9 protein-coding genes and 3 rRNA genes are annotated in these 14,579 nt (G+C 33.9%); 10 read left to right on the plus strand and 2 right to left on the minus strand.

Going from position 1 to position 14,579, the window contains the following annotated elements; translation table 11 throughout:
* The 10 genes from V6137_RS14615 to V6137_RS14660 all read left to right on the plus strand — a co-directional run.
* A 23S ribosomal RNA gene (locus V6137_RS14615) occupies positions 1-1,399 on the plus strand; the annotation flags it as partial.
* A gap of 164 nt (positions 1,400-1,563) precedes the next feature.
* A 5S ribosomal RNA gene (rrf, locus tag V6137_RS14620) occupies positions 1,564-1,680 on the plus strand.
* Positions 1,681-1,829: 149 nt separating this feature from the next.
* Positions 1,830-1,979 (plus strand): 5S ribosomal RNA (rrf, locus tag V6137_RS14625).
* A gap of 981 nt (positions 1,980-2,960) precedes the next feature.
* Complete coding sequence (gene pdxS, locus V6137_RS14630; protein ID WP_425448695.1) at positions 2,961-3,833, plus strand: pyridoxal 5'-phosphate synthase lyase subunit PdxS; 873 nt, start codon at positions 2,961-2,963, stop codon at positions 3,831-3,833.
* Between the two features lies 1 nt (position 3,834).
* Entirely contained in the window at positions 3,835-4,419 is a 585-nt protein-coding gene (gene pdxT, locus V6137_RS14635; RefSeq protein ID WP_425448696.1) for a pyridoxal 5'-phosphate synthase glutaminase subunit PdxT, read from the plus strand.
* A 65-nt stretch (positions 4,420-4,484) separates the two neighbouring features.
* The gene (locus tag V6137_RS14640) at positions 4,485-7,115 is read left to right on the plus strand and encodes a sigma 54-interacting transcriptional regulator (protein WP_425448697.1); all 2,631 of its coding nucleotides are present in this window, start codon (positions 4,485-4,487) and stop codon (positions 7,113-7,115) included.
* A gap of 252 nt (positions 7,116-7,367) precedes the next feature.
* Positions 7,368-7,724: a (2Fe-2S) ferredoxin domain-containing protein gene (locus V6137_RS14645; RefSeq protein ID WP_425448698.1), complete on the plus strand. Its 357-nt coding sequence runs from the start codon at positions 7,368-7,370 to the stop codon at positions 7,722-7,724.
* Between the two features lie 12 nt (positions 7,725-7,736).
* Entirely contained in the window at positions 7,737-8,210 is a 474-nt protein-coding gene (locus tag V6137_RS14650) for an NADH-quinone oxidoreductase subunit NuoE family protein (protein WP_425448699.1), read from the plus strand.
* Complete coding sequence (locus V6137_RS14655) at positions 8,210-9,502, plus strand: complex I 51 kDa subunit family protein (protein WP_425448700.1); 1,293 nt, start codon at positions 8,210-8,212, stop codon at positions 9,500-9,502. Before V6137_RS14650 ends, V6137_RS14655 begins: the two co-directional genes overlap by 1 nt.
* Positions 9,495-11,198, plus strand: coding sequence for an NADH-dependent [FeFe] hydrogenase, group A6 (locus V6137_RS14660; RefSeq protein WP_425448701.1), 1,704 nt, complete (start codon positions 9,495-9,497; stop codon positions 11,196-11,198). Before V6137_RS14655 ends, V6137_RS14660 begins: the two co-directional genes overlap by 8 nt.
* 33 nt (positions 11,199-11,231) lie before the next feature.
* Here the strand turns inward: V6137_RS14660 and V6137_RS14665 are convergent, their stop codons facing one another.
* Both V6137_RS14665 and V6137_RS14670 read right to left on the minus strand, forming a co-directional pair.
* Positions 11,232-12,854: an ABC transporter transmembrane domain-containing protein gene (locus V6137_RS14665; RefSeq protein WP_425448702.1), complete on the minus strand. Its 1,623-nt coding sequence runs from the start codon at positions 12,852-12,854 to the stop codon at positions 11,232-11,234.
* 31 nt (positions 12,855-12,885) lie between these two features.
* On the minus strand, positions 12,886-14,157 hold the full coding sequence (locus tag V6137_RS14670; RefSeq protein WP_425448703.1) for a radical SAM protein: 1,272 nt from the start codon (positions 14,155-14,157) through the stop codon (positions 12,886-12,888).
* Positions 14,158-14,579 lie beyond the last annotated feature (422 nt).

A 14,579-nucleotide genomic window follows, 5' to 3' on the forward strand; every position in this document is an offset into this window, starting at 1 on the left:
CTTTATAGGCAAATCCGTAAGGTCAATTCTGAAAGATGATAGGGAGCGAAAAATAAGTAGCGAACTAGTCGAGTCCACACTGTCGAGAAAAGCCTCTATCGAGTAATATAGATGCCCGTACCGCAAACCGACACAGGTAGACTAGGTGAGAATCCTAAGACGAGCGGAAGAACTCTTGCTAAGGAACTCGGCAAAATGACCCCGTAACTTCGGGAGAAGGGGTGCCACGTTAGGGTGTATGCCTGAAGTGGCCGCAGAGAAAAGGCCCAAGCGACTGTTTACCAAAAACACAGGTCTCTGCTAAGTCGAAAGACGATGTATAGGGGCTGACACCTGCCCGGTGCTGGAAGGTTAAGGGGAAGCGTTAGCTTATGCGAAGCGTAGAACTTAAGCCCCAGTAAACGGCGGCCGTAACTATAACGGTCCTAAGGTAGCGAAATTCCTTGTCGGGTAAGTTCCGACCCGCACGAAAGGTGTAACGATTTGGGCACTGTCTCGGCAAGAGATCCGGTGAAATTGTAGTACTCGTGAAGATGCGAGTTACCCGCGACAGGACGGAAAGACCCCGTGGAGCTTTACTGCAGGCTGACATTGGATTTCGGTATTACATGTACAGGATAGGTGGGAGACTTAGATATCAGGGCGCCAGCTTTGGTGGAGTCATTCTTGGGATACCACTCTTGTAATACTGAGGTTCTAACCACAGACCGTGAATCCGGTCTTGGGACACTGTCAGTTGGGCAGTTTGACTGGGGCGGTCGCCTCCTAAAGAGTAACGGAGGCGCTCAAAGGTTCCCTCAGCACGGTCGGAAATCGTGCGAAGAGTGTAAAGGCAAAAGGGAGCTTGACTGCGAGACAGACAAGTCGAGCAGGAACGAAAGTTGGACTTAGTGATCCGGTGGCGCCGAGTGGAAGGGCCATCGCTTAACGGATAAAAGCTACCCCGGGGATAACAGGCTTATCTCCCCCAAGAGTCCACATCGACGGGGAGGTTTGGCACCTCGATGTCGGCTCGTCTCATCCTGGAGCTGTAGCAGGTTCCAAGGGTTGGGCTGTTCGCCCATTAAAGAGGCACGCGAGCTGGGTTCAGAACGTCGTGAGACAGTTCGGTCCCTATCCGTCGTGGGCGTAGGAAATTTGAAAGGAGCTGTCCCTAGTACGAGAGGACCGGGATGGACAGACCGCTGGTGCATCAGTTGTTCTGCCAAGGGCATAGCTGAGTAGCCAAGTCTGGAAGTGATAAGCGCTGAAGGCATCTAAGCGCGAAGCATCCCTTAAGATTAGATTTCCCATCCGAAAGGATTAAGACCCCAGAAAGACTATCTGGTTGATAGGTCATAGGTGTAAGGGCAGTAATGTCTTAAGCTTAATGATACTAATAGGTCGAGGGCTTGACCAATATATATTCACTGTGCAATTTTGAAAGTGCAAAACACTTTCTTTTAGAGGAAAGTTGAGAATTGAGAGTGGAGAGATTAATGAAGAAAAGATTTTCGTAGAAAATTTTTTCGACCACTATTAACAATTAACAATTTAAAATTCTGTCCCTAGGACAGCAAAAGATTTGGTGACGATGGCGGAGGGGCCACACCTGTTCCCATACCGAACACAGTAGTAAAGTCCTCCAGCGCCGATGGTACTTGGCGGGCAACTGCCTGGGAGAGTAGGTCGTTGCCAGATTTTTTTTATTTTTTGGATTTAGCTGAGAGCTTTTTAGGCTCTTGGCTTTTGTTTTTGTAGAAGAGCTTTGTAGAATATTAATTGACAATGGACAATTGACAGTGGACAATTAAAGGTACAAATCGGCTGAAGCCGATTTGAATATAATATTTTACGACCATAGGGAGTAAAATCACCTTAAATTGTCAATTGTCCACTGTCAACTGTCAATTTAATAAACGCTTCGATAAGTAGTAAAGTCCTCCAGCGCCGATAGTACTTGGCGTGAAACTACCTGGGAAAGTAGGTGGTTGCCAAATCTTTTTATTTTTTGGATATAGCTGAGAGCTTTGTAGGCTCTTGGCTTTTGTTTTTTGTAGAAGAGCTTTGTAGAATATTAGTTGACAGTGGACAATTAAAGGTACAAATCGGCTGAAGCCGATTTGAATATAATATTTTACGAGCATAGGAAGTAAAATTACCTTAAATTGTCAATTGTCCACTGTCAACTGTCAATTTAATAAACGCTTCGATAAGTAGTAAAGTCCTCCAGCGCCGATAGTACTTGGCGTGAAACTACCTGGGAAAGTAGGTGGTTGCCAGATTTTTTTATTTTTTGAATATAGCTGAGAGCTTTTTAGGCTCTTGGCTTTTGTTTTTTTGTAGAAGAGCTTTGTAGAATATTAATTGACAATGGACAATTGACAGTGGACAATTAAAGGTGCAAATCGGCTGAAGCCGATTTGAATATAATATTTTACGAGCATAGGAAGTAAAATCACCTTAAATTGTCAATTGTCCACTGTCAACTGTCAATTTAATAAACGCCTCGATAAGTAGTAAAGTCCTCCAGCGCCGATAGTACTTGGCGTGAAACTACCTGGGAAAGTAGGTGGTTGCCAGATTTTTTTATTTTTTGAATATAGCTGAGAGCTTTTTAGGCTCTTGGCTTTTATTTTTTTGTAGAAGAGCTTTGTAGAATATTAATTGACGATGGACAATTGACAGTGGACAATTAAAGGTGCAAATCGGCTGAAGCCGATTTGAATATAATATTTTACGACCATAGGGAGTAAAATCACCTTAAATTGTCAATTGTCCATTGTCAACTGTCAATTTAATAAACGCCCCGTAAGGTGGCGGAAAAATCAGCTTGCTGATTTTATTAATTATTAATTATTAATTATTAACTATTAACTATTAACTATTAACTAAAAAAAGGTTTGACACATACAATCCATTATGCAATAATATAATTGTAACGACAATGTATGCATAAAAAAGAATTTGGGAGGGGTACAATGAATAAGAGATATGAACTTAATAAAAATTTAGCTCAAATGTTAAAGGGCGGAGTTATAATGGACGTTACAAATTCTAAGGAGGCTAAAATAGCTGAAGAAGCAGGAGCTGTAGCGGTTATGGCCCTAGAGAGGGTTCCCGCGGATATAAGAAAACAGGGTGGAGTAGCTAGGATGTCTGATCCCAAAATGATAAAGGAAATAGTAGAAAGTGTATCGATACCTGTTATGGCTAAGGTAAGAATAGGACATTTTGTTGAGGCACAAATACTAGAGAGTATCGGGGTAGATTACATAGATGAAAGTGAAGTGCTAACACCGGCAGATGAGATGTTTCATATAGATAAAAAACAATTTAAAGTACCCTATGTATGTGGTGCTAGAAATCTTGGAGAAGCCCTAAGAAGGATAGCGGAAGGAGCTTCTATGATAAGAACAAAGGGAGAGGCAGGGACTGGAAATGTTGTTGAAGCAGTTAGACATATGAGAACGATAAAAGGAGAGATGAGAAGGATAGAAAACATGCCTAAAGAGGAATTGATGACAGCTGCTAAAGAAATGGGAGCTCCCTATGATTTAGTGGAGTATGTCCATGAAAATGGAAAACTACCGGTTATTAATTTTGCTGCAGGGGGAATAGCTACACCGGCAGATGCTGCCCTTATGATGCAGTTAGGTTGTGACGGTATATTTGTAGGGTCTGGGGTATTTAAATCAGATAATCCAGAAAAGAGGGCAAGGGCAATAGTAAAGGCAACAAACTATTATAATGATCCTAAAGTAATAGCTGAGGTTTCAGAGGATTTAGGTGAAGCAATGTCTGGTCTTGAGATAAATACTTTAGAAACGGAATATGCCCAAAGAGGTTGGTAATATGACTAATGTAGGCATCCTAGGATTTCAAGGTTCGGTAGTAGAACATAAAGATATGTTAGAAAAAATTAAAGAAGTAAAACCTATTATTGTTAAATATAAAGAAGATATAGAGAAAATAGATGGACTTATATTACCCGGGGGAGAAAGCACTACAATAGGTAAACTACTGATGGAATTTAATTTAAAGGATATAATAATAGATAAAATAAAAAGGGGAATGCCAGTATGGGGAACATGTGCAGGTATGATACTACTAGCTAAAGATATAGTAAATGATAATATTATCCACCTTGGTGTAATGAATATAACAATTAGGAGAAATGGCTATGGAAGCCAGCTAAATAGTTTTATTACTGAATCATCGGTAAAAGAAGTGTCTCCTAAGGATATTCCCCTTGTTTTTATAAGGGCACCCTATATAGAAAGGGTAGGGAGAAATGTTAAGATAATTAAAAAATATAAGGACAAAATAGTTGCAGCTAAGGAAAATAATATGTTAGCTACATCATTTCATCCAGAACTTACGGAGGATATATCCTTTCATAGGTATTTTGTAGATATGATAAAAGATTCTAAGAGATAATCTTAGAGTCTTTTTTATGTTTTTTTGCATAATATATACTATAGATACTATAGAGAGGTGATCTTTTGGAAGGTCTTATTAGTGTTACCCAAAACAAATGCAAACAGTGTTATTCCTGCGTAAGAAACTGTCCAGTAAATGCTGTTCAAATAACCGATGGACAAGCTAAAATAATGTATTCTAGATGTATAAATTGTGGGAATTGTATAAAAAGTTGTCCCCAGAGTGCAAAGTTGGTAATAGATAGTAAATCCAATACTTTAAGATTATTAAAGGAAAAGGTAGTGGCATGTTTAGCTCCGTCATTTGTGGCAAGTTTTTATCCCCATGATTATAAAAAGGTTATAGGGGCTATAAAGGAATTGGGTTTTGATGAGGTTTGGGAGACAGCAGTGGGGGCAGAGGTACTGGCGAAAGAGGTGGATAAGTTTATAGATAAAAATAGTAGAAAACCATATATAAGCACACCATGTCCTGCCTTTGTTACCATGATAGAAAAGCATTATCCAGAGCTTATAAAATATTTGCTTCCCTTTGTATCTCCAATGATTGTTACAGCAAGGATTATAAAGAAAATAGATAAAAATACAAGGGTTATATTTATAGGGCCCTGTGTTGCCAAAAAGGCCGAGGCCAATAGCCCTCAATTTAAAAATGATATAGATGAAGTTCTTACATTTGATGAAATAAAAGAATTATTACTGGAAAAAAACATTAACATAAACAGAGCCCAAAGGTCTAATTTTGATAGTATATATACAACTAAAGGTAAACTTTTTCCCTTATCTGGAGGTCTTTTAAATAATCTTAAAACACAGGGGAGATTAAAAAGTAGTGAATATACATTTGTAGATGGGGCTTTAGAATGTATAAATCTAATAAAGGCAATTGAAAAGGGAGATGCATTTGTAAAGTTTGCAGATGTACTTATGTGTAAAGGATGTATAGAGGGCCCTAAAATAGATAGTAATTTAAATTATTACGAAAAAAGGGATAGTATATATAATTTTTATAATAATAGAGAAAGAAATAATAAAGCATTAGATATTGATATAAACGTCAAAAGAATCTATAAAAATAGAAGGAGCATATTAGCTCTTCCTTCAGATAAGGAAATAAATAACATATTAGCCCTGACCAATAAGTATAGTAAAGAAGATGAACTAAACTGTGGAGCCTGTGGTTATAATACATGTAGAGATAAGGCCATAGCAGTAATACAGGGTATTGCAGAGGTGGATATGTGCTTACCCTATTTATTATCTAAAAAGACAAAATTACTTGATGAATTATCTAAAAATTTTAAAGAAATATCAATGTTAAAGGAAGAGTTAGAAACCATAATACATTCATCCTACGATGGTCTTGTTATAACCGATGGGTATGGAAAAATACTTTTAAATAATAATGCGTGGGAGAAGATGACAAATTATAAAAAGAAAAAAGATGATTCTGTTCAAAATATACAGGATAAAAATGTGGTTTTTCCATCGGCAACTATTTTAGCCTTAAAGGAAAAGCGAAGGGTATCCTTTATACAATATGGAAATAAAAATAAAAAGTTTTTAGCAACAGCCACTCCAATATTAGATAATGATGGTAAAATTACCAGGGTAGTATCAAATATAAGGGATATAAATGAGCTTAATAAGTTAAAAAATCAACTTGAGGAAACTAGAAAATTAGAAAAATATCATAAAGAAGGTAACAGAGAAAGTGATAATACTGTATTTGATAAGGGAAATTTAGTTGTAAATAGTAGTGCCTTTGGAGAAGTCCTAAAAACAGCCAGTACAGTTGCAGCGGTAGACTCAACAATTTTAATCCTGGGTGAATCGGGGGTAGGTAAAGAAGTAGTAGCAAAGTTTATAAAAAATTTGAGTAATAGAAAGGATAAACCTTTTATCAAAATAAACTGTGGAGCAATACCGGAAAATCTTATAGAGTCAGAGTTATTTGGTTATGAAGCAGGTGCCTTTACAGGGGCGAGGAATAGAGGAAAACCAGGACTTATAGAACTTGCCCATAGGGGAATATTGTTTTTAGATGAAATAGGGGAGCTTCCCCTTAATTTACAGGTAAAGTTATTAAGGGTTATTCAAGAAAAAAGTATTACTAGAATAGGGGGAACGAAGGAAAAAGATATAGATATAAGGATAATTGCAGCAACAAACAGAAATCTATATGATATGGTTAAAAAAGGGGAATTTAGGGTTGATCTATATTATAGATTAAATGTTGTCCCCATAGAGATTCCACCCCTTAGAAAAAGGAAGGCAGATATAATACCCCTATCATATCATTTTATAAATCGTTTTAATAAAAAATATAGGTGTAATAAAGAATTAACAGAAGATGCTGAAGGTACATTAGTCCAATATAGCTGGCCAGGAAATGTTAGAGAACTTGAGAATATTATAGAAAGACTTGTGGTTACAACGGAAGGGGATTTAATACACAAAAAAGACTTACCAATGTTTATTTTTCAAAACAATAATTTAGATGATGATATTAGGGTGGACAGAATTATTCCCATTAAAGAAGCGGTTGAGAATGTGGAGAAAAAGATTATAGAAAAGGCATATAGAAAATATTCTACAACCTATGAAATGGCTAATGCATTGGGGGTAAATCAGTCAACCGTTGTAAGAAAAATAAAGAAGTATATAAAAAGTAATGCACTTAAGCATGATTAAATGCAACGGTGCATTAAAGGTCGGACTCAGTTTAAGGCTAAGGTTAAGGGAAAGGGATATTAGAATAAGGGAAAATCTAAAAAATAAATATATATAAATAAAACAAGTCTTAAGATAGTCATTTACTATCTTAAGACTTGTTTTTTTAGCATAAATTTCAATCTCAACCTCAACCTTAAACTTAGCATGAACCTAATTTTGGCACAGTATATGCAACATATATAAGTACAAATAAAAAAAGGGGGATTTAAAATGACATATAGAGAGATTTATGATAGGTTAAGAGATTCCGCTGAAGATAAAATAGATAAAAAAAGAAAGGGTAAAATAAGAGCCGTACTTGGATATTCAAAATGTAGTGTAAGTGTTGGGGCAAATGAAGTATTAAAGGCAATGCAAGAGGTGCTAGTAGAAGGGGAAATAGAGGATGTAATAATTGAAACCACAGGATGTATTGGACTTTGTTCTAAGGAGCCTTTATTAGAGATATATACAAAGGATGGGGATAGATACACATATGAGCTGGTTACTCCTAAAAAGGCAAGGGCAATAATACTATCCCATTCATTATATGATGAAGAATTGGAAGAATATATTTTAAAAATGTAAGGGGGAAGGGGAATGGACTATAAAGAGAGGGTTTTAACAATAATTGAAGAGGTTGGTACCACTGGGGATAAACTTATAGAGATTTTATTGAAGGTTCAAAATACAAAGGATAAAAAATATATCACAGAAGAAGAACTAAAGATAGTCTCCAGGGAATTAAAGGTTCCATTAAGTAAGGTATATGGAGTTGTTACATTTTATTCGATGTTTTCCCTTAAAAAAAGGGGGAGATATGTTATAGAGATTTGTAACAGTGGACCCTGTTATGTAAATGGATCAAGGAATATAGTCAAAATATTTGAAAATATCTTAGGAATTAAAATAGGAGAAACCACAAAGGATGGACTATTTTCAATGGATTATACAAGTTGCATAGGGGCTTGTGATGTGGCGCCGGCTGTTAAGATTAATGATCAAGTTTATGGTAACTTAAATGAAGAAAAAATAAAAGCCATAATAGCAGACTTAAGAAAGGGGGAAGAGTAATGGTAAACTTAATATCTAGATTATGCGGAAAGATAAACCCATTATCATTAAAGGAATATAAAGAAAATAACGGGTTTAAAGGTCTAGAAAGGGCATTATTTAAAATGAACTCAAAGGATATAATAAGTGAAATAAAAAGTTCTAATTTAAAGGGAAGGGGAGGGGCTTGTTTTTCTACAGGTCTTAAATGGCAGTTTACTTCAATGGAAAATAGTAATGATAAATATGTTATATGTAATGCTGATGAAGGGGAGCCGGGAACATTTAAGGATAAAGTATTATTAGATGGTTGCCCATTTCAAATAATAGAAGGAATGATTATAGCTGCCTTAGCCGTCGGGGCAAATAAAGGATATATATATATTAGGGGGGAATATCCAAAGTCAAAGGATATATTAATAGATGCTATTAATACCCTTAAATATGAAGGATATCTTGGAAAAAACATATTGGGTACAGAGTATAGTTTTGATATAGAGGTAAGGTCTGGAGCAGGGGCTTATGTATGTGGAGAGGAAACCGCCCTTATAGAATCCATTGAAGGGAACCCGGGAAGGTCTAGATTTAAGCCACCCTATCCCCCAAATAAGGGATTATGGGGAAAACCTACCTTGGTTAACAATGTTGAAACTCTAGCTAATATACCTATAATATTAGCCAATGGGGTAGATGAATATAAAAAATATGGAACAAAGTCAAGTGTGGGAACTAAGCTTATAAGTGTATCGGGGGCAGTTGTTAATAAGGGGGTATTTGAGATAGAGTTTGGAACCACCCTTAGGGAAGTAATATACGATATATGTGGAGGTATGGAGCCTGGTAAAGAACTTAATTTTATACAATTGGGAGGATCATCAGGGGCATGCTTACCAAATAGTTTACTTGATACTAAACTGGATTTTGATGAGTTAAAGAAATTAGATATAGGACTGGGTTCAGGAGCCATATTAGTTGTGGATACTTCAATTTGTATATTGGACTTTATAAAAAATACTATGGAGTTTTTTAAACATGAATCCTGTGGTAAATGTACTCCCTGTAGAGAGGGGAATAGACATATAATAAAAACCATTGATAGAATAACAAAGGGGTATGGAACCAAGAATGACTTAAACTTATTAATAGATATATCAACCGTTATGACTGAAGCTTCCCTGTGTGGGTTAGGTCAGGCTGCACCAACGGCTCTTATTACTACAATGAAATACTTTAAAGAGGAGTATATAAATCATGTAAAGGGATATTGTAAAGCTGGAATATGTAATTTAAAAGGGGGTGTGGTTAATGGATAAAGTTAATATCAATATAGATGGTTATGATATTGAAGTTCCTGAAGGTACCACCATATTAAAGGCAGCTAAGATGTTGGGAATAAACATACCAACCCTATGCTATCATCCGGATCAAAATATAAAGGGAAATTGTAGAGTATGTGTTGTGGAAGTAGAAGGAAGTAAAAACTTAACTGCATCCTGTTGCACTCCAGTTTGGAATAATATGAAGATAAAGACCAATACAAAAAGGGTAAGAAGGGCTAGAAGAACTGTTGTGGAACTTATATTAGCTGACCATAATTGCGATTGCACAACATGTATTAGAAATGGAAATTGTGAATTACAAAATTTATGTAGAGACTTAAATATAGAAGGCTATGATTTTGATAATGTAAATGAAATATTACCAATAGATAATAGTAATCCATCAATAGTTAGGGACTTAAGTAAATGTATTAAGTGTGGAAGATGTATAGAGGCTTGTCATAATGTCCAGAATGTAGGGGCAATATATAATATGAACAGAAGTAGTGATATGAAGGTGGGGCCACCCCTTAATAAAAAACTACAGGAAGTCCCTTGTGTTTACTGTGGTCAATGTATTAGTGTTTGTCCAGTGGGGGCAATATATGAAAAGAATGATACCAAGAGGTTATGGGATGTATTGGAGGATAAAAACAAACATGTTATTGTCCAAATAGCTCCTGCGGTGAGGGTATCATTAGGGGAAGAGTTTAATATAGAACATGGTAGTATAATAACAGGAAAAATAGTAGCTTTTTTAAGAAGAATAGGCTTTGATAAGGTATTTGATACTAACTTCACTGCTGATTTAACCATAATGGAAGAGGGAAATGAGTTATTAGACAGAATTAATAATGATGGAACTTTGCCTATGTTGACATCATGTAGTCCAGGGTGGATAAGATATATAGAGTACTTCTATCCAGAACTTCTAGACCATGTATCAACATGTAAATCTCCCCAGCAGATGTTTGGTGCCCTATCAAAATCATATTATGCTAATAAATATAATATATCTCCCAAGGATATAGTAGTGGTATCGATTATGCCTTGTACAGCAAAAAAAGCAGAGGCAAATAGGGATGAAATGGGTAAAGATGTGGATATAGTATTAACAACTAGGGAACTTGGTAGGATGATTAAAGAATCAAGAATAGATATAAATGTATTATCTGAAGAGGAGTTTGATGCTCCCTTCGGTATATCAACAGGAGCTGGAGCTATATTTGGAGCAACAGGGGGAGTTATGGAAGCAGCCCTTAGAACAGTATATGAAGTGGTTACAGGGGATGAACTTACTAATATAGAATTTAAAAACTTAAGGGGATTAGATGGAATTAAGGAAGCTGAAGTTAATATAGATGGAACAATTATAAAGGTAGCAGTTGTAAGTGGTCTTAAAAATGCAAGTATAATACTTGATAAGATTAAAAAAGGCATATGTGAATATCATTTTATAGAAATAATGTGTTGCCCAGGGGGTTGCATAGGGGGTGGAGGTCAACCTATTCCAAATACCAATGAAATAAAGGGAAAAAGAATAAAAGGAATATATAATGTTGATAAAACTTCAAAAATCCGAAAATCCCATTTAAATCCAGCAGTTAAGACCTTATATGATGAATTTTTAGGTAAGCCATTATCGGAGATAAGTCATAGGTTGCTTCATACCCATTATAAAAAAAGATAATGAAAATACTAAAAATAATAGATGAAGTTAACTTCATCTATTATTTTTAGTGTCTATAATTTCCTTATCTTCGATTTTAAATATTGAGTCTGCAATACTTTCAAGACTACTATCATGGGATATTATTAATATGGTTTTATTATTTTTTATAGATTCTATATAATTAATTAGATTACACTTTACTTGGGAGTCAAGGTTTGAAGTTGGCTCATCTAATAGTATTATATCTTTATCATAAAAAAAGGTTCTGGCTAAAAATATTTTTTGCTGTTCTCCAAGAGAAAGATTAATGGGGTTTAGTGTAACCTCTTTATCTAAATCTTTTATCATTAATATTTTACATATTTCCTTAAGCCTTGTATTATTTATGTTATCAAAGGTTATATTTTCTTCTACAGTCCCACTAAATAAGAATCCTGGATTATACAAATAACTAAAATTATCATATAAGGTCTTAAGGATTTGGAACTTAAAACTATCTCCATTAGGCTTTATTGAATTAACATCATTTATACCTGTTAGTAAGTTAAATAAAGTAGTTTTGCCAGTACCATTATCCCCTTGAATTAAATAGACTCCCCTATTAGTTATAGTCAAATTATCAACTTTAAAGAGTAAATCATTATTTTTATTATATATATCATAATTGTTTATTAATAAAAGGTTTTTGTCTTCATTTAAAAGGTTTAAGTACCCATCCTTTGAGGTACTTTTATGATTAATAAATTTATCTAATCTATCAAAGATTGGCTTGGTAGACTTCTTTTCAACTGAAACCCTTGTAAGTATACTTAAGGGTTCAAATAACATGTTAAGATATTGAGAAAACATTACAAGACTACCTAAACTTAAAGTATTAGCTATAACCAATTTAGAGCCATAGGCTAAAATTATAAATGGGGCCAGGGTCGAGATGAACTGAGGGATTTCACGGGTTAAACTTAAGAAAAATTTATATTTTAATCTTTTTTCAGTCCATAAGTCCATTTTCTGATTATAGATTTCCTTGAAAAATTTTTCTTCTCTAAATAGGTTTATATGCTTTTTCCCATTAATGATTGTGTCCACAAAAGATATATAATCATCAGTTGCTTCCCTTTCTTCTAAACTAATTTGCTTTAGTTTATTTTTATTTAAGAATATGGCACCCATATATATGGGGATAAAGATTAAACCTATTAAAGTTAGTTTTAAGTTTATGGAAAACAATATAACTAGGCATAAAAGGATTCTAAAAATAGATACAGCTATTGAGCATATGTAGTTTATAATTATAGAACCTGCTGTGGAGGAGTCAGAAATAATTATATTAAATATAAAGGAGTTCTCAAAATCATTATAGTCACTATTAAAAAGATTCAGTATTTTATTTACTATATTTTCCCTTATTTCTTTAGAACTTAAAAAGCCATGTTTACTCCATAAATACTTTAAAAAATAAAAGATATAGCTATGCATGGATATAGAAAATATTATACTAAGTATAACCCAAACTTTTAGATGAGAGATATTTTTTTCGCTTATAATGTTATCTATTAGATAGCCAGTGAAAAAAGGAGTTATATAGTATAACATGATGCCTATACAACTAAGAAATATAAGTATAAAGAACATCTTTATTTTCTTAAAGGTTTTAAGATTAATTATTCTATGCATTTTTTAGCTCCTTACTTTTGTGGGAATATTTTCAAACATTAGCTTTATAATATAGTTCTAGCAAATGATCTATTATATATTTTTCTGGAATACATTCGTCCCGATTATGTTTTTCTTCATAAACACAACCCCCCATACACATAGGTAATAATTTGCAATCAACACATTTTTCCTTGTTAAAAGGGGACCTTAACATTTTTTTGACAATATGATCTTCTTTAAATTGAACATTGCCATCTTCATCTATATAGCCTAAATAAAAAGAATCTTCATTATTACTAGATGTACATTGATAAATTTTACCATCGGTTTCGATAAGAAAATTATCGATACAGTCAAATTCACAGCTTATCCCATTTACATTATACATAGGTAGATTTAAACCATGTTTAAGCATAGTTTTATAGACATTTAAAAGTTTTTCTGAGTACTCTTTAGTATTTTCGTAAAATATATCTTCATCTGTATATGAAATATCATGCTGTTGGGCTTGATTAACCCTTAAGGTTATATTTTTTGTATTTATATCACTATTTTCTAAAAAGTTGAGGAAATCATCAAAGTTTTCGTTGGTTTTATTTATATTGTATCGTATTACTATATTAATATTTGGAGCTATTTTTATGCAATTTTTTATATTACTTAAGATTTTATCAAAGGTTCCATCGCCATTTACCAGTACTCTAGTTTTATTGTGATTGTCCCTAATGCCATCTAAGGTAATCTGTATATTTTTAATTTTAGTATCTTTGATTTTATTTATATATTCCTCATTTAAAAGGTAACCATTAGTCGTTAGCGAGCTTCTATAGGCCACATCTTTTTTTGCTAGAAAATTATCTATATCCAAAATAGGATCTATGTTAAGTAGAGGCTCCCCTCCAAACCAATGGATAAAGATGTTTTCCACCCCAGATTGGATTTTTTTATTAAAATATTTTTTTAAATGTTCTGTTATGTCCCTAGATAGGTCTTGCCTATGATGTTCCTGATAACAATACTTACATAAAAAATTACAAGCATTAGTTGTTTTTATTGTAACATTTAAACTTTTACTTGAATACCTATGTTTACTATTGTAAAATTTCAATTTATCTAGCTCATTAATAGTACTAGGTACTATAAATCCATATTCTTTAAACTTAGTAGTTATAGTTTCATCAGAAGTATCTATATTTTTAAATTTTTCATATACATCCGGTTCTACCTCTAACATACCTTGGGTTAAGGTATTAAAAATTATAATTTTATTATCACTAAGTGTTTTTACAAGATTAAATCTTGAATGTTTATATGAATCCACTTTTTCACCGCCCTATGTTTTTTAGATTAAATGGCACATTTTATGGTGACTATTATAGTCACCATAAAATGTGTTTTTTTAACAAGTGCTTTACCACCATTGTCCCGGGATAACACTGTAAAACCTATTCCCCCTGAAGTTCACATTCAAAGTTTTAGGAATTAGATATTATAATATCCTTTACAACTTCATCCCCCTTTTAAATAGATAAAGTAGAGTGTAGATAATGATTAATTACGATCACTTATATCTACAGAACCGCTACCAGGGCAACATTCTGCAACAGAACCTACATTACATCCCTTATCACAAGAGTCAATCAAAGGATTAGGCTTAATTATATCTTTCATGGGTTTTCCTCCCTTCCTAATGTTTAGATGTAAATAACATCTAACTAATAATACTATAGAAATTCAAAAAAT

This window comes from Dethiothermospora halolimnae (assembly GCF_037577855.1).
Classification (GTDB): Bacteria; Bacillota; Clostridia; order Tissierellales; family VENL01; genus Dethiothermospora; species Dethiothermospora halolimnae.

Coding starts and splice junctions, on each gene's coding strand:
- pdxS (WP_425448695.1), top strand. CDS start 2,961: ATGAATAAGAGATATGAACTTAATAAAAATTTAGCTCAAATGTTAAAG.
- pdxT (WP_425448696.1), top strand. CDS start 3,835: ATGACTAATGTAGGCATCCTAGGATTTCAAGGTTCGGTAGTAGAACAT.
- V6137_RS14645 (WP_425448698.1), top strand. CDS start 7,368: ATGACATATAGAGAGATTTATGATAGGTTAAGAGATTCCGCTGAAGAT.
- V6137_RS14650 (WP_425448699.1), top strand. CDS start 7,737: ATGGACTATAAAGAGAGGGTTTTAACAATAATTGAAGAGGTTGGTACC.
- V6137_RS14655 (WP_425448700.1), top strand. CDS start 8,210: ATGGTAAACTTAATATCTAGATTATGCGGAAAGATAAACCCATTATCA.
- V6137_RS14660 (WP_425448701.1), top strand. CDS start 9,495: ATGGATAAAGTTAATATCAATATAGATGGTTATGATATTGAAGTTCCT.
- V6137_RS14665 (WP_425448702.1), bottom strand. CDS start 12,854: ATGCATAGAATAATTAATCTTAAAACCTTTAAGAAAATAAAGATGTTC.